The following is a 23,588-nucleotide window of genomic DNA, read 5'->3' as shown; positions in this document are numbered from 1 at the left end:
TTTTAAGCCATCGCGATAATCTGACGCAATGCCTGTTCAAAAACGTCGGATGTCTGACCGCCAGAGATCAGATGTTTGTCGTTAATAATCACCGCAGGTACCGAATTAATACCTTGCTGATGATAAAAATACTCCTGAGCGCGGACATCACTGGCATAAAAGTCAGAGTTTAAGATGGCACGGGCACTGACAGTATCTAAGTCGACTTTCTCTGCGATACGAATCAGTGTTTCGTGATCGCTGGGATTTTCTCCATCGGTAAAATACGCGCCGAACAGGGCATGCTTCAAAGCCACTTGCTTGCCCTCGATTCCTGCCCAGTGCAGCAGACGATGTGCATCAAAGGTGTTGTAAATCCGCGCTCTTTTATCCATACCGAAAGTAAAACCCTCTGCTGCGCCACGAGCACGAATTGCTTCCCGGTTGCGCGCTGATTGTTCCTCGGTTGCACCATATTTTTGTGCCAGATGCTCGTTGATATCCTGCCCTTCGGCAGGCATCTGTGGATTCAGCTCAAAGGGCTGAAAGTGAATTTCGGTGGTGACTTCGCTGCCGAGTCTCGATATAGCGGTTTCCAGCGATTTAAGTCCGATAATGCACCATGGACAGGAAACGTCAGAAACAAAGTCAATTTTGATGTGTTTGCTCATAATTATTTGCTTAATTGAAGTGGATCAGCGACACATCATGGTTTGTATGTATCCCAATCGGTCTTACGCATGATATTCTGCGACCTGCAATAGTAACCATATCAGATTATTTTCATGACCACACCGAATAACACGGCAATTGAGACGCCAGTCAGCTCAACCGCGCCAGTAGCGACACCTAATCAACTTGCTCGCAAGCTCATCAAACAGTTGCAAACAGATTTCTCCGTCTTTGATGAGCACTTGCCTCTGGCAATTGGTATAGATAAACAGTTACAACAAAAAATGCCTGAGCTTGATCGTAAGATATTACGTATCGCTTTGGGTATTCATACGAATTCAGTTCGTTACTTGTTTAATGTCTCTAAGGCGCAAAAACGTGTGGATCTTGAGGGTAAAGAAGTCGATGATGTCACTGAGGTACATCGTACTCACGCCGCTGGCATCTTGAAAGAGCGCTCCAAGAAAAATGCGGATGCGCGCAAAGCAAAATTCCAGGCAGAAAAAAATCAAAAACAAGAAGCGGAAGCAGCGCGTCAGCATCAGGATAAACTGAACCAGCTTGCTGCTAAATTTGCTCGTAGCTAAGTAGTTACGGATTTCCTTTTTGGAAATCGATATTTTTCCTAATACGCATATTGATATTAAGAAAAATACCAACAATTTGTTTAATCAAATTAATCAAATTAATCAAATTAATCAAATCGCCCATCTCTCCATCCGGAGGCATGGGCGATTTGATTTGGCGTGCATCTTCATAGTTTTGATTGACTCATTACGATCACTGCAAAATTTGCCTAAGATTCGCTTAATATAGACAAAGCAAAATTCTAAAATAGGAGATTCCATGACGATAGCCAGCCAACACTCACTTGCCAGACATGCATTTGATTTTGTGGTTCGAAAAGATGATTTACATCAGGTTGAATTTGTCGAATCCAGCGTACATGCCGAGTCGCCCCTTGAAGAGGGACAGATACTGATCCGTATCGACCAGTTTGCATTTACCTCGAACAACGTGACTTATGCAGCGTTTGGAGACGCGATGCATTATTGGGATTTTTTTCCGGCAAAGGAAGGTTGGGGACGCATTCCTGTATGGGGTTTTGGTGATGTTGTGCAATCGCGTAATGAGGCGATACCAGTAGGCCAGCGCTATTACGGCTATTTCCCGATGTCGGATTATGTGCTGATGCAGCCAGACCGTATTAACAACAGTGGATTTGTTGATGCCGTAGCGCACAGACAAGCTTTACACCCTCTGTATAACCAATATCTGGCCACTGCGCATGATCCCGGCTATGTAGCCGCACGCGAACACGAGATTGCACTGTTACGACCATTGTTCATGACCTCTTTTATGATTGACGATTTTTTAGAGGACAATCAATTCTTCGGCGCCCGTACGGTTATTTTATCAAGCGCTTCTAGTAAAACTGCCTATGGATTAGCTTTTTTATTGGCTCAGCGGAGAGCGGAACAATGCGAAGTCATTGGTTTAACATCCCCTGGCAATATCAAGTTTACTGAAAGTCTGGGCTGTTATCACCGTGTGATTTCTTACGATCAGATTGACTCCTTATCAGCAGTGCTACCTGTGGTCTACGTCGATATGTCTGGCAATGCCAAAGTGCGTAGTACATTGCATCATCATTTCCAAGATAATTTAACGTACTCTTGTGCCGTAGGCGGTACTCACTGGGATCAGCGTGAAGGCGAGGGTAGATTGCCAGGTGCCAGACCGACATTGTTCTTTGCTCCTGCACAGATCAAGAAGCGTGCGGCGGAATGGGGAATGGCCGGAGTCATGTCGCGCTACACCGCTGCCTGGACAAAATTCCTTACTCCGTTGGCTGGCTGGATGAACATTACCCACCGTCGTGGACATCGTGCAGTTAAGCAGGTCTATCTTGATATGCTGGAGGGGCGCAGCCGTCCGGATCAAGGACATATCTTATCGGTATCGGAATAAAGATGTCATGGTTTGTCTATTTGCTGGAATGCAATGACGGTAGTATTTATACTGGTATTGCCACTGATGTAGAAAAACGCTATGCAGCGCACTGCATGGGTAAAGGCGCCCGCTATACAAAATCACATCCGCCAACACAGATACTGGCGGTGTTCGAACACGAGAATCGTTCTGCTGCATCCAAGGCAGAGTACGCGATCAAGCAACTCACGGCTCAGAAAAAACGTGCATTGTGTCAACAGGAAATGACAGAACAGCTATGACGAAATTGTTTTCACCGGCATGTGAGCGGAATGCGGCGCCCATCTTGAATGTATTGAAACCCTTGCTGACGCAAAGTAAAAACCTGCTTGAGATCGGCAGTGGAACGGGGCAGCATGCCGTGTACTTCGGTGCGCAAATGCCGCATCTCATATGGCAGTGTAGCGATCGTGTTGACTATCACCCTAGTATCCTGGCCTGGCAGGCTGAGACTGAGTTAGGTAATGTGAAACCTCCTTACACTCTCGATGTCGCAACGTCGAAATGGCCGGAACAGACCTTTGATGCCGTGTTTACCGCAAACACTTGCCATATTATGGCTTGGCAAGAAGTCGAGATGATGTTTGCCGGCGTATCCCAGTTATTGAACCCGGGTGGCTTGTTTTGTATCTACGGTCCGTTCAATTATGAGGGACGCTTTACCAGCGAGAGTAATCAACAATTTGATGCTTCTCTCAGATCACAAGCCGACCATATGGGAATACGCGACAGTGAAAAAATTGACGCTCTGGCGAATCAATATGGATTAGATCGTCGGCATGATTATGTGATGCCTGCGAATAACCGTTTATTGGTTTTCGAGTTACAGTGAAGTCATCCATTTCTGACACCGATTATCAAAAAAAGGACCTGCCATGACTGATCTTTACAGAATTGAGCATGATTCTTTTGGTGATATTCAGGTTCCGGAAAAAGCATTGTGGGGCGCGCAAACTCAACGATCCTTATTGTATTTTGCGATTTCAACTGAGCGCATGCCACATCCCTTGTTAATGGCACTGGCGCTAGTCAAGCGCTCCTGTGCTTTAGCTAATCATGATTTAGGTTTCCTCAATGTCGACATGATGAAGGCGATAGTGCAAGCTGCGGACGAGATAATAAGTGGAGCCTATCCCGAGGCCTTTCCTTTGTCTGTGTGGCAGACCGGTTCCGGCACCCAGACTAATATGAACATGAATGAAGTGCTGGCGAACCGTGCTTCCGAGTTGTTAGGTGGAGTCAGAGGGATTAAGCGTTTAGTGCATCCGAACGATCATGTGAATCTGGGCCAGTCATCGAACGATATTTTTCCCACAGCGATGCATGTTGCTGCCTGTAGTCAAATTGTGGCGTTACTGTTGCCATCTCTTCGTCGATTGCGTGCGACCCTTGATATCAAAGCAAAAGCCTTTGCCGATATTATCAAGATCGGACGCACCCATTTGCAAGATGCAACGCCGCTAAGTCTGGGACAGGAAATTTCTGGTTGGTGTGCTCAACTGCAGCAGGCAGAAGCTATGATTCAATCAAGTTTGTCGGCACTTTGCGAGCTGGCAGTAGGTGGTACAGCGGTTGGAACTGGACTCAATACTCATCCAGAGTTCGGAGCGCGTGTTGCTGCCGAATTAAAACGGGTAACACAACTAGATTTTGTTGTAGCAAAAAATAGGTTTGCTGCACTGGCATCGCATGACGCCCTGGTCAACACACATGGCACATTAAAAACCTTAGCAGTTGCGTTAATGAAAATTGCAAATGATGTACGCTGGCTGGCATCCGGGCCGCGTAGCGGGTTAGGAGAGTTGAGTATTCCCGAGAATGAGCCAGGTAGTTCTATCATGCCAGGCAAAGTTAATCCGACGCAATGTGAAGCGATGACAATGGTATGTTGTCAGGTGATGGGTAATGATGTGGCATTGAGCATCGGCGGTTCAATGGGGAATTTTGAGCTGAATGTGTTTAAGCCGCTGATCATCCATAATGCCTTGCAAAGCGTTCGCCTGCTGACCGATATCATGACAAGTTTTGACCTGCACTGCGCTCAGGGTATCGAACCTAATACGGCGCGCATCAAAAGTTTATTAACAGATTCCTTGATGCTGGTGACAGCGTTGAATCCACATATTGGCTATGATCGCTCAGCAGAGATCGCTAAATATGCACATCACCACGGCACAACACTGAAAGTAGCAGCAGTTGCTCTTGGATATGTCAGTGCAGAGCAATTTGATGAATGGGTACGTCCTGAAGACATGATTTAATAAGTTATCTAGTTGCAAGTAAGTTTATCAATTCAGATGATCACTCGTGGTGGACGGATCATTAGCTCACTATATTCAATGATGGTATAAATCCGGTTCAGTGTTGTGCCATCGGCTAGTTCAAACCGAACTTCAACATCATCGGCTGACATTTTTTCGAGTACATAAATGCGATTTACAGCGACTAATTCAAAATGTTCGAGATAAGGTTTTTTATAGAACATGGGTGAGTACTCCGAATTAATTTTTAAAGATGTAATCGCGTTAAGTTATTCATATAAATTTCAAAAGCAAATAATGGCTGTCTGGACTATCTATTTGGTACGAAAAACCTGATCCCAAAAAGAGCTGGTAACGCCAAAATTGCCACGATGTGTTTGTCGGCTGTGATGTATCGCATGGAAATAAATTCGATATTCAAGCCATGAGCCACGGACATGCCAGTGATGAATAGCATGATGGGTAATGGTATAGACAAGGTAACCGGTGAGCAGGCCAAATGTTAGTGCACAAGCGCTCCATATGTCGCTTAAAACGAGCATCGGTAAAAAAACTAATCCAATAATAAGTGCTGCGCTAATGATCGTTGGCGTACAGATCAATGCATCTGGATGTCGATGATGTTCTGCATGCCATTGGCTAAACGGCTTGAGGCCATGTAATACAAAGCGATGTAATACATACTCAATTAAAGTCCAGCTGACGATCCCCGATAGCACATAGCATGTCATTGATAACGTTTGGTCTTGTGGCCCAAACGTTATAAGACAAATTGCCAGAATCGCTGACGCGATCAGGTAAAGCGCAAAATCAGCGCGATAGGCTATCTTGCTGTGCTCGAAACTAAAAATCCGCATGAGTATCCTTGTGGTAATCACTCGCCTGCCGGAGTGATCTTATTCATACCGATCAGAATAAGCAGTCGCCAAATTTGCGTCTGTACGATAGCGAACACTATATTAATTCAAGGCTACGTAACGACAGGAACGTTCATCAAATTGATGAAAATGATGCGGAATTACCTGAGGTAAATGCTGGTCTCTTCATCAAGTTGTCATAAATCAACGCTACCATTTGCCCAGACATGTGAACGTCTCCTTAGTAAATTTTCAGCAGCCTTCGGGCTGCTTTTTTTTGCACTCAATTCAGCCCTAAAAAGTTAGTCCCCCACCTTTTTTGAATAAAGCCATATCGACAAAACTGGACATATGGTGGGACGCATCAGAGGGTGTGATATTGATTCCGCCTAAATCGATATTGCCCTTCTGGCTGCTTAATATCTGTAATCCGTCGCGATTAGTTTTGGATACCTGGATCGCTTTAGCCAAGGTCTTTGCGACGATGAATCCTTCGAGAGTTAATGCAGACAGATCCTCGTCGCGGAATTTTTTCATCATTTTGCTATGGTCGATTTGAATGATCGACTTGTTGCCCGTCGGACTTGGCACGACCTGAGAAAATACACTCCATTCCAAGGCTTTTTGTCCAGCCAGTTCAGAGAGCGTTTCCAGATTAGTCAGCGACATACCGGCAACGAAGGTTTTCGGTGAGATTTTGCGGAATTCTCTTAAAAATAAGCCCGTGCTTAAGGTGTCAGCAATAGCGATTACGATATGCGGTGAATTTTTACTCATAGCGATCGCATCTTTTTCTATATCAGTAGAAGAGCCTGTGATTTTCACGACGCCAGATAATTTCATATTTCTCTTACGGACTTCCTCGACAACATATTGGTACATATTTTGATTTAAAGGAGCATCCTGATACGCGATACCGATATTTTTAATTCCTAACTTATCAAAGTAAGAAAAAATATATTGCATCTCTTGTTCTGGACTAGGACGCCAGGACAATACGCGGGGACCGTAATTCTTTACCGCGCCAATTAATGGGGCAAAGAGAATTTGACCGCTATCTTTAAAGCTAGGATTCGCGACTACCGCATCGGTGACATCAACACCGATCCCGCCCAGTAAATATTGCACTTTATCTTTGTCGAGAAGTTCGGCTACGGCTTTTGCCGATGCGGATGGATTGCCTTGGTCATCGCGGGCAATATATTTGATGCGGCGACCATTAATGCCTCCGGCGACATTCAGGCTGTCAAAATACGTCGTAATGCCAGCGACATAGTCGCGACCTATACTGCCGTTGGGGCCGGACAAATCAATCGCCTGGCCTATCACGATGGCACTCTCTCCGGCAAAAACCTGTGCTGAGAACATTACTGTTGTTACTGCGATGATGACGGAAATCTTTTTGAAAAATGAAAACATACTTGCTTGCCTTTGATTATTGCGATGTGGCAAGTTTGGCATGGGATTATGACGTTGCAGTGACGCAATGCAGATACTTATCAGGCTATTTTTTTGCCTTTGGTGCAGGTCATCTTGTTGTCACGAAGAAGCTTTACTATGAACACATCTGCTATACATACAACCGATATGTGTGATGGCAGAGAGGTATGCGCTAGTCGTCCATGAGATCGAAAAGCGCATACCGACCAACCCACTCAATACATCTTTATCTTCAGTGCCATCAGACACTACGATGGCAGCTTTTCAGATAAGCCCACGGTACTCCATGCGATGTGATTAATATCCGGCGACAAACTAGGTTGTTTGCAGACAGTTGATTTAAATAAGCTAGTTTTTTATTCGACGTAATGAGCTTATGTTCATGCCAGAGTCTGCATCAACGTCATTGTCCCGACATAATTCATGATGATACTTGCATCGCACTCAAGTTTTCCTTAAATAAGCAATCGATTGCGCAGGACGATTTGATACTAAAAATAGTCTCCATCCATTTTCACCGACGAAAGAATGTATGCATAAACTCCTTTGTTTAACGCCATTGGTCGCGATTGCGATTGCCGGATGTGGCGATAGTACGCCAGGCCTTGATCCTAACGCCGTTCCGGAAGGCACCGTACTCAAAGTGGCTCTGTTAGAGACCACAGATATCCATCAAAATATTTTGAGCTATGACTATTACGGACTGAAGGCAGATACCAGTCTTGGACTGGAAAGAACAGCATCCTTGATCAATGCAGCCCGCACAGAAAATCCGAATAATGTCTTGCTCGATGATGGTGACGTGATCCAGGGAACGCTACTCGGCGACTATCAGGCAGTTGCATCACCTGTTCCTTGCAGTGGTACTTTGGCGGTCCACAAGGTGATGAACGCATTGAAATATGATGGTGCCGGTATTGGCAACCATGAATTTAATTACGGGCTGAATTTTCTGAGCCAGATTATGAATACGGATTTTGCGGTGCCGGATGTCCAGAAGGGGGCTAATTGTGGTGCGCCAGGCTTCCCGATTGTCTTGTCGAATGTTGTCGGTGTTAGTAGCCAGAAGCCGATTTTTAATCCTTATTCGATTATTCCGAAACAATTTACAGCGACCAAGCCGGATGGCACGACAATGAGCGTCAAGTTAAATGTCGGTATTATGGGATTCGTACCTCCTCAGATCATGGACTGGGATCAAAAATACCTTGCAGGTAAAGTCATGGTCAACGGTGTGCAAGAATCTGCGAATAAATATGTTCCGGAGTTGCGCAGTAAGGGCGCAGATCTGGTGGTCGCCTTGTCACACGGCGGTCTGGATGCCTCACCTTATAGTCCAAAAATGGAAAATGGTAGTTTGCATTTATCGACTACGGGAATTGATGCGCTGATGCTCGGACATTCCCATCTGATTTTTCCTAAAGCAAAAGAAGTCGGCGCGCCAGCAATCGATGCATCACTAGCTGCTTTACCCGCAACACAAGTCGATACGGTCAAGGGAACCATCAATGGTGTTCCGGCTGTGATGGCTCAAAGCTGGGGACGTCGTCTCGGCATCATTCAGATGGTACTGAAATATCAGAGCGGCAAGTGGGTCGTTCAAAAAGATCTGACGAATGTCGAGGCTCGCGGATTTAAGTACAAAGATGGCACTACGATTGTCGATGCCGATCCATCAATTGCACCACTAGTCGATACGGAACATAAAGCGACACTGAGCTATGCGACTCAACCGTTAGGTACGACGACGGATTTTGAAATGTCGGCATATTTCTCCCTGGTTGGTGACGTGACAGCGATTCAGATTGTCAATCAAGCCCAGATTGATTATGTAAAAACCTTCATCACCAATTCAACCGATGCGACGATCGCCAGTTATAAATCGATTCCCGTGATTTCATGCAGCGCGCCATTTAAAGCAGGGCGTAATGGTCCGACTGATTTTACTGATGTTGCTCCATCCGCGACTGCTACTGCGCCTTTTGGCCTGCAAGTACGCAATCCCGGTGATCTGTATTTATACGGCAATAATAATTTGCAAGCCGTAAAAATTAAAGGATCGGATCTGAAAAATTGGCTGGAAACAGCGGCAAAACAATTTGCCAAAATTGATCCTTCCAATGCTGCAGAACAGGATCTGGTGCCATCATATTCAACGATCTATAACTATGATGTGTTCTACGCAGACAACAATGCCTTGAAATACCAGATTGATGTGACACAGACTGCCGGTAGTCGTATCGTTAATTTAACTTATGCTGGCAAACCGGTTGCTGATAGTGATGATTTTATTGTCGCTACGAATGATTATCGCGCTGGTGGTGGCGGGAATTTTCCTGGTATTGATGGCAGTAAAACGATTATCAAATCGCCGGATGCAAACCAGGCCGTCGTGAGTAATTATCTGAAAAAGCAAGGCAAAATTACTTCCGCTGCAAACGGTCTCGGACAAAGCTGGAGTTTCGTAAAAGTCACAACACAAGGTCCGGTTATTTTGAGATCAGCACCTGGAAAATTCGCAGTTGCACAGACATTGGGACTCAGCCGGGTGAAATCAGAAGGGACCTTAGATGCTAGTGGATTCGCAAAGTATGCGATCGATTTGAGTAAGTAATTTTGGCATGACCTGACGTAGTTGGAATCATCGTAGTTACGACAATCACTCCCGGATGCGGGAGTGATTTCTACAAGGTATAAAAATGCAAATGACGAAGCTGGCTGCTTTCATCGTAACGGCGCTTATCGTGCTGCCATCCTGCAGCCAAAAAATAGCGATCACACCCACCATTGCGGAGATTGAATCTGTAGGACTCACTGCTTTGCACGGGCAAGATACCGCCTCTGTCCAACAGTTATTGAAATGGGCAGAGCACGGGAATAGCGTTGCTGAGCGCGAACTGGGGCTTGTATATGCAACGGTTCCCCAAAAGCAGGCTGAAGCAGCGTATTGGCTGGAGCAGGGGGCAAAAGCCGGAGATAACGAGGCTGAATTCGCTTTTGCTGAGGTCTTATATAAGGGGCGTCTATCTCTGAAGGCTGACCCTCAGCGAGCCTGGTATTGGTATGAGCTATCGGCAAATAAAGGACATGCTAAAGCAAGCTTTATGCTGGCGAGGATGGCAAAGTATGGCGAAGGCGTGCCTAAGAATCTTTCACTGTCTGTTGAATGGCTACAAAAAGCAAGCGATCAAGGAAGTGCTCAGGCGATGTTCTTATTATCCAATGCCTATGCGTCTGGCGAAGGTGTCGGTGCCGATCAAATAAAATCTCACGAGTGGTTAGAACGTGCGGCTGAGGCCGATTATCCAGTGGCAATTCAGGCACTCGCCATGGAGTTAGATCAAGGTGGACAGCATCATGGCGATGACGCACTGCGATCAAGACATCTGATTAAAGAGGCCTCCGACGAACGGCTTTTGCGGTGGAATAAATACCAGTAAATGAGAGTAAATGCCAGTCGCACAAATAATTATCAGCATTAGTAATCAGTATTATAAAAAATGAAAAAACCGCATGATTTACTTATGCGGCTTCCAATAATGTCTGATCATGCATTGAATTGATGGGCCTTACCTGTTGCAGCGAACTGTCAATGGCCGCAATTTTGAATACGGCAACCGCTTGTGCCAGCCTCAACGCTTGTCCATGCATGCTCTCTGCTGCTGCAGCAGCCTGTTCTACCAAGGCAGCATTTTGTTGCGTCATCGTATCCATCTGAGTTAGGGCCGTATTGACTTGACCTATGCCTTGCCTTTGCTGAGCACTTGCTTCAGTAATCTCACGCATCGTATCGGTCACGGCTTGAATTGAACTGACGATTTCTTGCATGGTTTCACCTGCGGCATGTACTTGTTTGCTGCCAGTGCCTACTTGCTCAACTGAGGCGGTGATCAGGGTTTTAATTTCTTTCGCAGCACTCGCTGAGCGTTGCGCGAGATTCCTTACTTCTGTAGCAACGACAGCAAAGCCCCGTCCTTGCTCACCGGCACGTGCAGCTTCGACTGCCGCGTTCAGGGCCAGAATATTTGTTTGAAATGCGATGCCATCAATCACGCCAATAATGTCGTTGATTTTTTTTGACGAATGCTGAATCGCCCCCATCGTTGCGATGACAGCAGCTACTGCTGTACCGCCGTTTCTTGCAATTGATGTGGCTACCAGCGCATTGTTATTGGCATTCAGTGCACTGTCCGCATTTTGTTTGACAGTACTGATCAATTCCTCCATCGAGGCAGAAGTTTCTTCTAGTGAACTTGCCTGTTGCTCTGTACGCGAAGACAGATCTGTATTGCCGTGAGCAATGTCTCTGGAGGCATGGGCAATAGACTCTGTTCCTGAGCGGATATCGACGACTAGTCTAGCAAGACCCGCTCTCATTTTATCAAAGGAGTTGAGTAGTAAAGCGATTTCATCTGATCCATGCGAGATTACTGACAGACTCAGATCGCCGGCAGTAATACGGCATACGGCATCGTCCAGTTTTTTGAGTTCGGCTGAGAACGACAGATAAAATCCCGCCAGTAAATAAGCAGCAAAAATCAGGATTGAGCAGATTATGAGGATCATTAGGTTTCTGTGAAACAGATCTATGTTTAAGCGCTCCGCTAACGTCGTATCAAGTAAATCACTTGCCGATCTGGCATAGGAAAATAAAGCGTCAGCAACTACATTTCCAGTATTTAAAAACTCCGTTCCGCTAGTTTGATTCACGGTATTCAATACTTCATTTTTTGCGCGCTCTAAAAATTCGAGATTTTTTGTAATCACACCTTGTTTAGAAAGTAGTTTATTTTTGAATCCAGGGTTTGCTCGATACATTGCCTCAAGTTGTGCTGGAATACGTCCAAGATCACGCTTAGCTAGCATCACGTCAGCACTGATTAGCAGATCTTCATTGGCTTCCAATAAAGCTGTATCAATGTAGGCAGCGCCACGACCGGATATATCGGAAATGCCCTCCGCAATTTCTGGCAGTGTTTTTGCAAACATGCTGATCAGATAATAGGTATCCACTTTGGGATCAAGTGTAAGATTAGAGCGATCAGCAATTTGTGCGTTGAGCTGGTAGATCTGGTTAATTAGCGCAGTATGTTCTGCATAATTTTCTTTTGCTTTGTTAATGACCAATCGTTGAGTTAACGCAAACCAGCGCTGCTTGATCGTTTCTACCGTACTCGTTATGCCAAGTTCTGGTTGACGCTCTAGTGCTTTGGTGAAGCTATCGAGTTTCCTTGAAATTTCTTGCTGCTTTTTCTGTGCTGCGTCTTTTGACGGTAAATTACCTGCCGAAGCAAAATGATAGATGGCTCTATGCTGCTGAACTAGCTGCAATAAATCTTGAGATTCGCGCATCTGCTGTACACCAATGCGCTCAAGCTGAGTGATCGAGATGGATTTATTCAGTTCATTGACGAGCAAGGATGCAAGCAGCAGGGCGGGTATTGAAAATAAAGCCGCAACGATGAGGAATTTTGGAACCAGTTGCAGGCGCTGCATCGCATAAATAGCTGGTGAGAAAATGGCTTTCATTTGAGCTCCCATGAGGAATGTTTTGCATGACAGCAGAAACATGTTATTGCGTCGCAGCAATAATGCTCTTTTTAGATGACAGCTTAATGAATTCTCTTACTGGAAATTGCTCGTTGCCAAAATGCTAAAGAAATTAGTGAGATACAGGTAACTACGTTCGGCGTTGATTCGCATCCGACAGAACGCGCTTACTGACTGTCGGCGATACACCTTCCGCTTGCAAATATTCCAGCGCACAAAGTGTACCGAACGTGGTTTGCAGAGAGATCCCCTGATTGACGATACCCTCAGTGACCCTATCTTTGCGTAAAATGCCAAATCTTAGTTCAGTGCGGTTTTGCTGGTGAGGATATTGCATCATGGACATGAAATCTCTCCTTGTAAAACAGGGCTAGAAAATCTGATTTGGATGCCATTATGGCGCATTACCAGATTTTTTTCTTTTTTAAAAATGAGTGTATTGTTTCTACATCCTCGACTCAAAGAGCTAATAACAGACTGGAAGCCTGCAAGGAAATCTTGAGACAGTCACGCAAAGTCGAGATTCTAGTCATGAGGAACTAGAGACCTTGCAAATAAGAATCAAGGAGCTCTAGGTATAGTTGATTTTTGTGAAATTGGAATCCGACTGACGGTTGCAGCAATTATCTGAATCGCTCGTTAGATTTAGATCAAAAGTTATTACCAAAGATATTGCGAAGGAAAGCATCAAAAATCAATTTACGCATCAATAAGTTATTGATCCAAAGTTGGTTTTTTGACTCATCGAATGCATGAATAGGTAAATATTGAACTTAGTTTTAGGTAAAAGCGCTAAGGCATGTGGCTAGCAGGCGTTCCAAAAAGAGAGATTTTAGATTTCTTATCTTGTTGTCGATTGAAGTGCGGCAGGACCAAAGAGTGTCAATTTTGCGCCGGATATTATCGCCCGATATTTCGATCTTATACGCTTTAAAATTGACATCATCAATTTCGCATAATTTATATTATGTCAAATCGTGTTAGCTAAGTAAAACTACTGAACCGTCGATATTACTAAAGTTGTTCCCATCCTTTTACTATAGTTGTTCTTATACTTAATTACGTTTTATCACTTACAAAATAGCATAAAAATTTTGGAAAACTAGTTATTTAACATTGCTCTAGCGCTATTACCTAAAACTAAGTTCAATATTTACCAATTTATGCGATTGATGAGTCAAACAACCACCTCTGGCTCGATCAGCGTATTGATACGTAAACTTACTTTTGATATTTTCCTTCGCAATACCTATAGGCAGGAACTATTGATCTAAATTTAACGATCAAGTCAATCTCTACCGGTCATTCAACTTTGTCTAACTAGCCAGGTCTGATTTTCTATTTTTCCGAGTTGGCTTTGTAGCGACCGTTTTTTCACTGTTACGTATTTCAGATAATTGCTGAAGCCGTCCGTCGGATTCCGATTTAACAAAAGCCAAGGATGCCTGAAGCTCCTCCATTCTTATGCGCAAGGCCTCTAGTTCCTTGTAACTAGAATCTCTACTTTGCGTGATTGCCTCAAGACTTCCTTGCAGGCTTCCAATCTGTTGCCGATATTCGCCCATACTTAACTGTAAGCGACGCAACTCGTCCTGGTGTCGGTTATTTGACTCGGATGATGACAACCTTGCTTGTTCGATTTCTTTTTGCAATTTGGCTGACTGGACGCGCTCTCGGTCAATTTCCAATAAGGCACGCGTTTCTGATATCCGGAACCGTTCCTCAGCCAATTGCAATGCATGACGCTGTTTTTCCAATTCCTGGGTAAAGTCTTGTGTTAGCTCTTTGAGTCGCACTTGTTGTGAACTAGCGTTAACCTTTACATCGAGAATTTGCAACTCTAAGCCGGACTTTATAGTATTTGCAGCCGTCAATTGTTGTTGCAGGTTGAGATTGAGTTCCAGCGCACGGCTTAACTCTTCAGATAAATGTTGCTTATCTAACTCAGCAATTTCTAACGATTTAACTACACTATCTTGGGCTGTTTGTGCGGCTAAAACGGCTTCGTCGGACACGACTCGGTACGACGCTAGTGAGCCGTGCGCTTCTTCTTGGGCTGTGTTCCATATTGTTGCTACCAAGTCTGCCGTTGCAATTTTTAAGGGTTCAGGAAGATCAGGATGCTCAATGCGCACTCTACTTTTGTCTCTTAAATTACTCCAGAACTTAGAAAGTGCATCGGCTGGCGCCGACATACTTCCCTTACGAACTAGCTGATACAGCTTATTAGCTGTCGGTGTAATGCCGTAGCGGAAAAATAATAGCGTACAGACTTCACGATATAAATCCTGCGTCTCGGGGAACTGAGTGCGCAACTGATCAATTTCAGCGATAAGTTTGTTTTCGTTTATAAAATCTTCCATGAAACCTCCTAAAGCAATAATATCAATCAGTAATATAACGTATTACGTTGTATATCGTGTTTTAATTCTATAAAATATGACATTAGCTTTATAATGTCGATTAAAATAAGACATCCCTATGCTTTGCGCGTGGCTCCCAAAATGAACGACCAAAACGCTCTACAGTCGGCATCTGGCCGACCCGCTCCACTGGAAAATGTGGCGTTATCTTTGGATTTGGATGGCAGCCTCGGATCTAACCGCGCGTCCGGCAACCATCCTCAAATCGCCGCTAATAACGACATCGACGCCATCAAGGCCTGGCTCGCGCGCTTTCATGATACGAAAACGACCTTTGATAACTATCGTAAGGAAGCCGAGCGTCTGCTGTTATGGTCGACGCTCCAATTAGGCAAAGCACTATCGTCCCTGACTCACGAAGATTTGTTGATGTACCAAATTTTCCTAGAAAACCCGCAGCCGGCGGTCCGCTGGATCATGCGAGACGGCCGGAAATTCGCGCGTGCGCATCCCGAGTGGCGACCATTCGCAGGACCGCTCTCCCCCGCCAGCCGGCGTCAGGCGTTCATCATTTTGAATACTTTATTCTCTTGGCTGGTCAATGCCGGCTATTTGGCAGGTAACCCACTATCGCTCTCGCGCCAGAGAAGCAAAAAGAGTAAACATCGTGTCACCAGGTTTCTCGAAGACAGATTGTGGAGTGAGGTAAAGCTGACCATTGAACAAATGCCTAAAGATACGGATAGACACCGTGAACACTATTTTCGTTTGCGCTGGTTGTTTTCGCTGATGTATCTCTGTGGCTTACGTATCAGTGAGATCGTTGAGAACTCGATGGGAAGCTTTTTGCGGCGCCGAGGCAAGGACGGGGATGATCAGTGGTGGCTAGAAGTTCTGGGTAAAGGTGACGTGCTCAGGATTGTGCCGGCGACTAGCGAATTGTTAGTCGAACTCGCGCGCTATCGGCGCGAAAAGGGTTTGAGTGCAGTGCCAGTTCCAGGCGAGAACATCCCTCTTCTGCTCCCGATTGGCGATCAGCGGCGCCATCTCACCCGTGGCGGGCTGCATGCAATTATCAAAAAAGCGTTTGAGCAAACGGCGGCACGGCTGCGCACGAAGGGAGAGGATTTTGAGGCGGATGCCGAACGGATTATGGCTGCCTCGGCGCATTGGTTGCGGCATACAGCGGCGACCGCTATGGCCAATGGTGATGTTGATCTGCTGTTCGTTCGCGATAATTTGGGTCATTCATCAATAAGCACCACTGACATTTATTTGCATGCTCTAGACGATGAACGTCATGCAGCCACAGAGAAAAATCACAAGGTTAACTGGTGAAATTGGCGACATTAATCTACGGAACCGTTTTCTCCATCCAAGCGCTTCGGCGCAATGCGGCAAGCCGGTAATTTAAATCGAACTGCTTATAAAGGCTGCCAAAAGTGCGCCCCCTCTTTCGAGATCAAGTACACAATACCTGTTGTTGCAATGGAGGTTTTTGAGAGCCGTACTGGTGAACGACAATTAAAACCTGTTGTGACTTTTTCAGACATTAAAAGGTGTTGCAATGAAGTTCTTTGAGAGCAGTAGTCAAAATTGCTGACGTACTGCCTCACTCAATGTATGACTACGAATGATGTCGGGTTTAACATCGCTACTCGCCGTGTCTTTCGGAGCACTTCGTTTGACATTCAATAACAAACGCAAAGGCAGGCATAGCACTAGTTGTACAACGCCGTATAAAATATACGTGTTACGCCAGCCGATCATCATCAACACCATTTTATCCAGTTATGCCAAGAAGGTCGGCTTGGGTTGTGTGCCAGAATTAAGCAGTCATAGTCTGTGCCGTGACATAGCCACCAGCACCTATCGTGCGGCGCCGATTTCAAAGACATTAAACGGCAAGGTGGCTGGCGTCATGATGGCACTATTCAAGTGCTATATCGAAGAGGCTGGGCAGTTTGAAGAAAATGCTGAGGGGACGCTATTACGACGCAAACAATCCTGATGTTGTCGCTTAGATTTGGCGCTTCAGTTTCTGTTGATGGAATATCGTTTTATATCAATGTGTTAAGTGATTTTTTGGCGAAAATTTCCAGATTCCCGGCCAACACTCTATTCCGGCATTCTAAGGATGAAGGATTTGGCCCGATCAATCCTTTCACAAAGTTGCCACTACTACCTGGTGGCACCAAATAAACGCCAGCAGGAAGTAATGGCACAGATCAGTCACCCCGCCTTTCGCGGTGATGCGGTCGATCTGTATTTGGGTTACTTACCGTTTGATATTCTTAGACAACATTGCGATGCACTATACATGTTGGGTGAGAATCATTCTGTCCTCAAAAAGATTGCCCAATTCAGCGCGCAAATAACACCAGGAAGTGTGATTAACTTTCCACTCCTTCGCGACGCAATTGTCTTCGGTGCAACAGCAAATACACGACTGGCACCACAAACATCGACAACAATGGTGCAGTGATCATGCCGCCTACCATCGGTGCAGCGATGCGCTTCATGACTTCCGAACCGGTACCAGTACCAAGCATGATAGGAACCAGACCTGCGATGATGACAGCGACCGTCATTGCCTTTGGCCGGACACGCAGCACGGCGCCCTCACGAATAGCATCCAGTAAATCTTGCTCACTGGCTTTTCCCGTCTTCAGCCTGGCGTCCCAGGCATGCTTCAGGTACAACAGCATGATCACGCCAAATTCGGCCGAAACACCCGCTAGAGCAATGAACCCAACCCCACTGGCGACCGACAGATTATGCCCTAGTGCCCACAGTATCCAGATGCCACCAGCCAAGGCAAATGGCAAAGTCGCCATGATCAGCGCCGCCTCATCAACACGCTTGAAGGTCATGTACAAAAGCAAAAAGATGATCAATAAGGTCGCTGGTACGACGATTTTAAGCTTGGCGGTAGCGCGTTCGAGATATTCAAACTGGCCGGACCAGGTAATCGAATAACCAGCAGGTAATTTCACTTCCCTGGTAACGACCTCTTGCATTTCATGTACCGCTGAACTTAGGTCGCGATCACGGATATCGACATACACCCAACCAGACAAGCGTGCATTCTCGCTTTTCAACATGGGTGGCCCATCATTGATGCGAATCTCTGCTACATCTCCCAGGTGGATTTGTGCACCACGTTCGGTCAGCACCGGCAATTGCCGCAGTTTTTCAACTGAGTCGCGTATTTCTCGCGGATATCGCACATTGATAGGGAAGCGTTGTAAGCCCTCAATGGTTTCGCCGATATTGTCACCACCAATCGCTGCAGATACGATGCTCTGCACATCCGAAATATTAAGACCGTAACGTGCGGCGGCATCCCTATTGATATCAACATCGATATAGCGCCCGCCGTTCAGTCTTTCTGCCAAGGCCGACGATACCCCAGGGACGTTTTTGATGACACGCTCAATATCGCCTGTAATCCGGTCTATTTCTTTGAGATCGATTCCTGCCACCTTCACCCCCACTGGGCTCTTGATACCGGTCGCCAGCATATCGATACGATTTCGGATAGGTGGTACCCAGATATTGGATAGTCCAGGGACTTTGACTATGCGATCCAACTCTCCTACCAGTTTATCGGTAGTCATGCCGGGACGCCATTGATCTCGCGGCTTGAATTGTATAGTCGTTTCGAACATCTCCAAGGGGGCTGGATCAGTCGCGCTTTCAGCCCGTCCAGCTTTGCCAAACACACTTTCCACCTCAGGGACGGTCTTGATCATTCGATCTGTCTGCTGGAGTAATTCTGAAACTTTACCCGCGCCTATGCCCGGGAGTGCAGATGGCATATATAGCAAGTCGCCTTCATCCAGCGGCGGCATGAACTCACCACCGAGACGGGCCAAAGGCCAGATTGTGAGGGTTGCTACTATCGCAGCAAGCACTAAGGTCAGTTTCGGAAAGCGCAATACGACATCAAGCAAGGGTCGATACAAGGCAATCAAAAGACGATTCAGCGGATTCTTTTGTTCATCTGGTATCTTGCCGCGGATCAGGTAACCCATGAGTACTGGGATTAATGTCACTGCCAATCCTGCGGCGGCGGCCATGGCATAGGTCTTGGTAAACGCAAGTGGAGAAAACAAGCGTCCTTCCTGTGCTTCTAGGGTAAAGACCGGGACAAAGGACAAGACAATGATCAGCAATGAGAAGAACAATGCTGGCCCGACTTCTGCTGCTGCGTCACCTATTACCTGCCAGTGGGTTTCTCCAGTCAGCTTTTCTCCCGGATGGGCATGGTTCCATGCTTCGATGTGCTTGTGAGCATTCTCTATCATCACCACTGCGGCATCGACCATCGCCCCCACTGCGATGGCAATCCCGCCAAGCGACATGATATTGGCGTTCACTCCTTGGTAAAACATGACAGTAAAGGCAATCAAAATACCAACCGGTAAGGTGATAATGGCAACCAAGGCCGAGCGCAAATGGAATAGGAAGGCCGCACAGACAATAGCGACGACAATGAATTCCTCAATTAATTTCTCTTGCAGGTTTGTGACGGCACGCTTAATCAAGTGAGAGCGATCATAGGTTGTCACGATCTCCACACCGGGAGGAAGACTAGCTTTTAGTTGATCGAGTTTTGCTTTGACTGCGTCAATGGTTGCCAAGGCGTTTTTTCCAGAGCGCATGATGATCACACCTCCGGCGACTTCGCCCTCACCGTTGAGGTCAGCAATGCCACGCCTCATTTCCGGTCCGATCTGGATACGTGCGACATCACCTAGTTTGACCGACACACCTCCTTCTGTCGTCGTCAAAGGAATTTTTCGAAAATCGTCAAGAGAGGATAGATAGCCCGAAGCACGTACCATGTATTCAGCCTCGCCGAGTTCCAATACCGAGCCACCGGTTTCCTGATTTGCTTTCTGAACTGCATCAATCACTTTGCCATGCGTGATGTTGTAGGCGCGCAGCTTGTCAGGATCAAGTTGAATCTGGTATTGGCGCACCATGCCACCAATACTTGCTACCTCAGAGACGTTTGCTACCGATTTCAATTCATATTTTAGGAACCAGTCCTGGAAGGCACGCAGTTGCGACAAATCCATCTTGCCGCTGCGATCGACTAATGCATATTCATAAACCCAACCCACACCCGTGGCGTCGGGACCGAGTGAGGTTTTCGCCTGAGGCGGCAAGCGTGACTGCACCTGATTGAGGTACTCTAAAACACGTGAACGTGCCCAGTACAGATCCGTCCCATCTTCAAACAGGACATACACAAATGAATCACCGAAAAAAGAATATCCCCTTACGGTTTTAGCTCCCGGTACCGAGAGCATGGTGGTCGTCAGCGGATAAGTAATCTGATTTTCAACAATCTGCGGCGCTTGTCCGGGATAGCTAGTACGGATGATGACTTGTGTATCGGATAAATCAGGAATCGCATCAAGTGGTGTGCGTGACAACGACCAGATACCCCATAGCGTCATCATCAAGGTGGCCAGCAGTACTAAAAACCGGTTGCTGATCGACCAGCGAATGAATTTGGCGATCATTTTTTCATCCCTGATGATGGCATCGTATCTTTGGCCTCTGGCGCCATAGGTGAGATCGTAACGATCTGATAAGCGCCCAACTTGGCCGCACGAATATCGAAATTCACGCTATCTCCCACGTCGATATTACGCGGTAAGCCAGCAGCGGGCAGCAGAAAATCCATCGTCATGGCACTCCACTGTAAGCTCAAGATGGGACCGTGCGACAGTGTAATCACATCTTTGCTGATTTTTTCTACCTTGCCATTGCCATGATGGATGGTCGCTGGTACTTTCGTCTCCATGGCAGGTATCGCGTTTGACGGTACGTCCTCCATGCGCGTTACTACTCCCTTCAGACTGGCTTCTGAGTCAATCAGGAATTGACCGGAGACCACTATCTTTTGACCAAGCTCCAATCCATTGCGAATTTCGGTCTGACCATGAGCTTCTTGTCCCGCTTCAATCGTAACAGGCAGATAGTGGCCTTCACTTTGCATCACCATAACGACAGAGCGTGTCCCTGTCTGGATAATCGCCTCGGTCGGTACCTGCAGAACCTCTTTGCCAGAGCCAGTACTGAAGCTTATCGTGGCAAACATCCCCGGCACTAATTGACCGCCAGGATTCGTCAATTCAACCCGGGCTTTGAATGTCCGTGTAGTCATATCTACCTGAGGCAGGATGGCGCTGAGTTTGCCTTTAAAGACCGTACCCGGTAAAGACGGCGTGCGCGCCTCGACGGCAACACCTGTGTGCACCTGGGCGCTGAGGCTTTCCGGGATATCGGCATTGACCCAGATACTGCTCAGACCATTGATGCGAAACAGCGGTGCGCCCGTCATTACCGTCGAGCCTTCGCGTGCAGAAAGTTCTGCGATGACACCACTGATCGGTGCGGTGATAGCGATACGCGGGTGCAGCTTGCCACTGGCTTCTATGAGTTGGATCTGCTCGTCACTCATACCAGCAAGACGCATGCGTTGTTTTGCGCCATCTAGCAATCCATTGATGACGGCGGATGGCATTCGCTTCACGGTGAGAAATTCTTCTTGGGCAGCAACCCAGTCTGGTACATAAAGCTCAGCCAGAACCTGTCCCTTTTTGACCGGGTCCAGTGGCGCACGGACATACAGTTTTTCGATAAAGCCATTGCTACGAGCCTGCACCAGAGCGATGTCGCGTTCGTTGTAGGCCACGCTACCTACTGCCGCTATCGCTGAGGACAAAGAGCCTTGGGTGACGACAGCGGTGCGAACACCTAAATTCTGTTGAATACGGGGACTGATAGTAACCGCGCTGTCATCGTCTCCACTGGTATAGACAGGCACTAATTGCATGTCCATAAAAGGTGATTTGCCTGGCTTATCGAATTTTTGCCCTGGTACCATAGGGTCATGCCAGTACAACACTTTTTTGTCGCCAGTGCCGCTGCTGGTACCGGCGGGCGCAGAGGAAGCTTGCATTCCCTGCCTCGTTCCAAGCCGATAGAGTCCATAACCGCTGCTGGCCAACACACCTGCAGCAATGAGAACCAGGAGGATATGCTTGTGCTTCATGGTTGTTCCTTGTTCACGGATGAGGGTATATCGTTGGTTTGCACGCCCACAGGAAAGAGAAAATTAAGTTGTGCCCACAAGCGTGCCGTATCCGCCTGTAGTTGCAGAAGTTGAAGCCGGATATCGACTTCAGCGCGGCGGGCAGCCAGTAGTTCCGTTAAGCTGGATTTGCCGCCACGATAGGCGGCAACAAGTGCTTGCGTGCGCTCTTGTGCTAAGGGAATCAATTCTTTTTCATAGCGGATTGCACGTTCACGATTGGTTTCCCATTCATCGAGCATCGCTCTAGTTTCTGCAACGTGGGCGCGTAGCTGTTCATCGTGCTCAGCTTTAGTTTGCTCGGCCATGGCAAGTTTGGCGGATAACTCCCGGTCTTGGCGGTTCTTCTGATCCCATTGAAAAGGGAGTGATAAGCCAATAGAGATCATGTTCGAATACGCAGAACCACGCTGCTGGAATGCGACTTCGACAGACCAATCAGACTTCTTATTGGCTTCAGCGAGTTTCACCTCAGCGTCGGCGATATCGATTTGCTTGCTCAGCATAGCGATCTGAGGATGGTGCGCTAACGTTGTCTCCAGTGACGCCAAATCAAGACGGATAGTGTCGATGGCTGGTATGCCATCTAAGACAACATCAGAGGGCAACCCGACCCAGCGAGATAACATCGTCTTCGCATTACGTAGCTTGCGCTGGATTTCGCTGGCGCGATCGTCCAATAGACTTAATGTACTACGGGCGACAAAGATATCCGCCTGACTGCCGTGACCTGCGCGATAGCTGCCTTCAGCCGCCTCGACTTCAATCCTGGCTTGCACGCCTTGTTCGGCGACCAGATCCATGATGCGTTCCGTATAGTATCTGTCGAGCCAGGCAATGGCGGTATCGCGCTGAATAGCCGCAATGAGGGTATTTTTTTCTGCGATAGATTTATCGGCAGCTCGCTCGAAACGCGCGGCGCGCAATTGTCGTTTATCACTGCCAGTGAGCTCTTGCATGACCCCAACACGGCGCATCGTCATGAAGTCACTGGTCAGACTGCCACGATCAGGGCCGTTAACAGGCAGATTGTCGATGCCGACCTTGAGCACCGGATCGGCAAGTTGTCCTGCCGCTACCGCCATCTCACGTGAAGCGATAATTGCCTGATTTTGCGCCACGATTTGTCGGGAACGGGCAACAGCGAGTTGCTGTGCTTGGCTTAAACCTAATGGAGGCTCTGTTGCCAGGACAGAGAACGACGATAGAACGAGCAGTCCTGTCACCACAGCTCTACGAACAAGGAAAGGCCGCACACCATGCGGTGCGGCGAGGGGAACTAACATGAAACCTCCAGACAACAGTCAATAACAGCATGCGTCAACGTAATGTGACGGCGGTAGATGAGCGGGTCTGGAAA

Annotated in this window: 19 protein-coding genes; 9 read left to right on the top strand and 10 right to left on the bottom strand. The window is 46.9% G+C overall.

The features are described 5' to 3' along the window. Positions 1 to 2 precede the first annotated feature (2 nt). Positions 3 to 650, bottom strand: coding sequence for a DsbA family oxidoreductase (locus ACO0K3_RS03125; RefSeq protein WP_422981791.1), 648 nt, complete (start codon positions 648 to 650; stop codon positions 3 to 5). Positions 651 to 764: 114 nt separating this feature from the next. Between ACO0K3_RS03125 and ACO0K3_RS03120 the strand changes: the two genes are divergently transcribed. The 5 genes from ACO0K3_RS03120 (at position 765) to fumC (ending at position 4,904) form a co-directional block, all read left to right on the top strand. After that, positions 765 to 1,238, top strand: a complete 474-nt coding sequence (locus ACO0K3_RS03120; protein ID WP_422981789.1) for a ProQ/FINO family protein — start codon at positions 765 to 767, stop codon at positions 1,236 to 1,238. A 259-nt stretch (positions 1,239 to 1,497) separates the two neighbouring features. Further along, positions 1,498 to 2,622, top strand: a complete 1,125-nt coding sequence (locus ACO0K3_RS03115) for a DUF2855 family protein (RefSeq protein ID WP_422981787.1) — start codon at positions 1,498 to 1,500, stop codon at positions 2,620 to 2,622. A 2-nt stretch (positions 2,623 to 2,624) separates the two neighbouring features. Next, positions 2,625 to 2,885 (top strand): GIY-YIG nuclease family protein, encoded by a 261-nt coding sequence (locus tag ACO0K3_RS03110; protein ID WP_422981785.1) that lies wholly within the window; start codon positions 2,625 to 2,627, stop codon positions 2,883 to 2,885. Then, positions 2,882 to 3,475, top strand: a complete 594-nt coding sequence (locus tag ACO0K3_RS03105) for a DUF938 domain-containing protein (RefSeq protein WP_422981783.1) — start codon at positions 2,882 to 2,884, stop codon at positions 3,473 to 3,475. The genes ACO0K3_RS03110 and ACO0K3_RS03105 overlap by 4 nt, the downstream gene beginning before the upstream one ends. A 43-nt stretch (positions 3,476 to 3,518) precedes the next feature. Further along, positions 3,519 to 4,904, top strand: a complete 1,386-nt coding sequence (gene fumC, locus ACO0K3_RS03100; RefSeq protein WP_422981781.1) for a class II fumarate hydratase — start codon at positions 3,519 to 3,521, stop codon at positions 4,902 to 4,904. A gap of 32 nt (positions 4,905 to 4,936) precedes the next feature. On the opposite strand, the gene ACO0K3_RS03095 is transcribed toward fumC, so the two are convergent. From ACO0K3_RS03095 to ACO0K3_RS03085, 3 genes are all read right to left on the bottom strand, one after another. Next, the gene (locus ACO0K3_RS03095) at positions 4,937 to 5,128 is read right to left on the bottom strand and encodes a hypothetical protein (protein ID WP_422981779.1); all 192 of its coding nucleotides are present in this window, start codon (positions 5,126 to 5,128) and stop codon (positions 4,937 to 4,939) included. 90 nt (positions 5,129 to 5,218) lie between these two features. After that, complete coding sequence (locus tag ACO0K3_RS03090; RefSeq protein WP_422981777.1) at positions 5,219 to 5,761, bottom strand: sterol desaturase family protein; 543 nt, start codon at positions 5,759 to 5,761, stop codon at positions 5,219 to 5,221. Positions 5,762 to 6,055: 294 nt separating this feature from the next. Continuing rightward, positions 6,056 to 7,180: an ABC transporter substrate-binding protein gene (locus tag ACO0K3_RS03085; protein WP_422981775.1), complete on the bottom strand. Its 1,125-nt coding sequence runs from the start codon at positions 7,178 to 7,180 to the stop codon at positions 6,056 to 6,058. Between the two features lie 553 nt (positions 7,181 to 7,733). Here ACO0K3_RS03085 and ACO0K3_RS03080 point away from each other — a divergent pair. Both ACO0K3_RS03080 and ACO0K3_RS03075 read left to right on the top strand, forming a co-directional pair. Then, positions 7,734 to 9,815: a bifunctional 2',3'-cyclic-nucleotide 2'-phosphodiesterase/3'-nucleotidase gene (locus ACO0K3_RS03080; RefSeq protein WP_422981773.1), complete on the top strand. Its 2,082-nt coding sequence runs from the start codon at positions 7,734 to 7,736 to the stop codon at positions 9,813 to 9,815. 85 nt (positions 9,816 to 9,900) lie between these two features. Continuing rightward, entirely contained in the window at positions 9,901 to 10,641 is a 741-nt protein-coding gene (locus ACO0K3_RS03075) for a tetratricopeptide repeat protein (protein ID WP_422981771.1), read from the top strand. 82 nt (positions 10,642 to 10,723) lie between these two features. On the opposite strand, the gene ACO0K3_RS03070 is transcribed toward ACO0K3_RS03075, so the two are convergent. The 3 genes from ACO0K3_RS03070 to ACO0K3_RS03060 form a co-directional block, all read right to left on the bottom strand. Next, a complete protein-coding gene (locus ACO0K3_RS03070; protein ID WP_422981769.1) occupies positions 10,724 to 12,730 on the bottom strand; it encodes a methyl-accepting chemotaxis protein in 2,007 nt (668 codons plus the stop codon). A 151-nt stretch (positions 12,731 to 12,881) separates the two neighbouring features. Continuing rightward, a complete protein-coding gene (locus tag ACO0K3_RS03065) occupies positions 12,882 to 13,097 on the bottom strand; it encodes a hypothetical protein (protein WP_422981767.1) in 216 nt (71 codons plus the stop codon). Positions 13,098 to 14,067: 970 nt separating this feature from the next. Next, a complete protein-coding gene (locus tag ACO0K3_RS03060) occupies positions 14,068 to 15,114 on the bottom strand; it encodes a DNA-binding protein (RefSeq protein WP_422981765.1) in 1,047 nt (348 codons plus the stop codon). A gap of 141 nt (positions 15,115 to 15,255) precedes the next feature. Here ACO0K3_RS03060 and ACO0K3_RS03055 point away from each other — a divergent pair, with 141 nt between their 5' ends. Together ACO0K3_RS03055 and ACO0K3_RS03050 are read left to right on the top strand one after the other, a co-directional pair. After that, on the top strand, positions 15,256 to 16,452 hold the full coding sequence (locus ACO0K3_RS03055) for a tyrosine-type recombinase/integrase (protein ID WP_422981763.1): 1,197 nt from the start codon (positions 15,256 to 15,258) through the stop codon (positions 16,450 to 16,452). 346 nt (positions 16,453 to 16,798) lie between these two features. Next, entirely contained in the window at positions 16,799 to 17,125 is a 327-nt protein-coding gene (locus ACO0K3_RS03050) for a hypothetical protein (protein ID WP_422981761.1), read from the top strand. A gap of 382 nt (positions 17,126 to 17,507) precedes the next feature. Here ACO0K3_RS03050 and ACO0K3_RS03045 read toward each other — a convergent pair whose 3' ends face one another. The 3 genes from ACO0K3_RS03045 to ACO0K3_RS03035 are packed head-to-tail and all read right to left on the bottom strand — an operon-like array spanning position 17,508 to position 23,514. After that, positions 17,508 to 20,651, bottom strand: coding sequence for an efflux RND transporter permease subunit (locus ACO0K3_RS03045; RefSeq protein WP_422981759.1), 3,144 nt, complete (start codon positions 20,649 to 20,651; stop codon positions 17,508 to 17,510). After that, complete coding sequence (locus tag ACO0K3_RS03040) at positions 20,648 to 22,189, bottom strand: efflux RND transporter periplasmic adaptor subunit (RefSeq protein WP_422981757.1); 1,542 nt, start codon at positions 22,187 to 22,189, stop codon at positions 20,648 to 20,650. The genes ACO0K3_RS03045 and ACO0K3_RS03040 overlap by 4 nt, the downstream gene beginning before the upstream one ends. Beyond that, positions 22,186 to 23,514, bottom strand: coding sequence for a TolC family protein (locus ACO0K3_RS03035; protein WP_422981755.1), 1,329 nt, complete (start codon positions 23,512 to 23,514; stop codon positions 22,186 to 22,188). Before ACO0K3_RS03035 ends, ACO0K3_RS03040 begins: the two co-directional genes overlap by 4 nt. Positions 23,515 to 23,588 lie beyond the last annotated feature (74 nt).

The sequence above is a fragment of the Undibacterium sp. Rencai35W genome (genome assembly GCF_049340185.1).
Classification (GTDB): domain Bacteria; phylum Pseudomonadota; class Gammaproteobacteria; order Burkholderiales; family Burkholderiaceae_D; genus Undibacterium.
The sequence above is the reverse complement of the archived record's forward strand: the minus strand, read 5'-3'. Positions and strand labels throughout refer to the sequence as shown.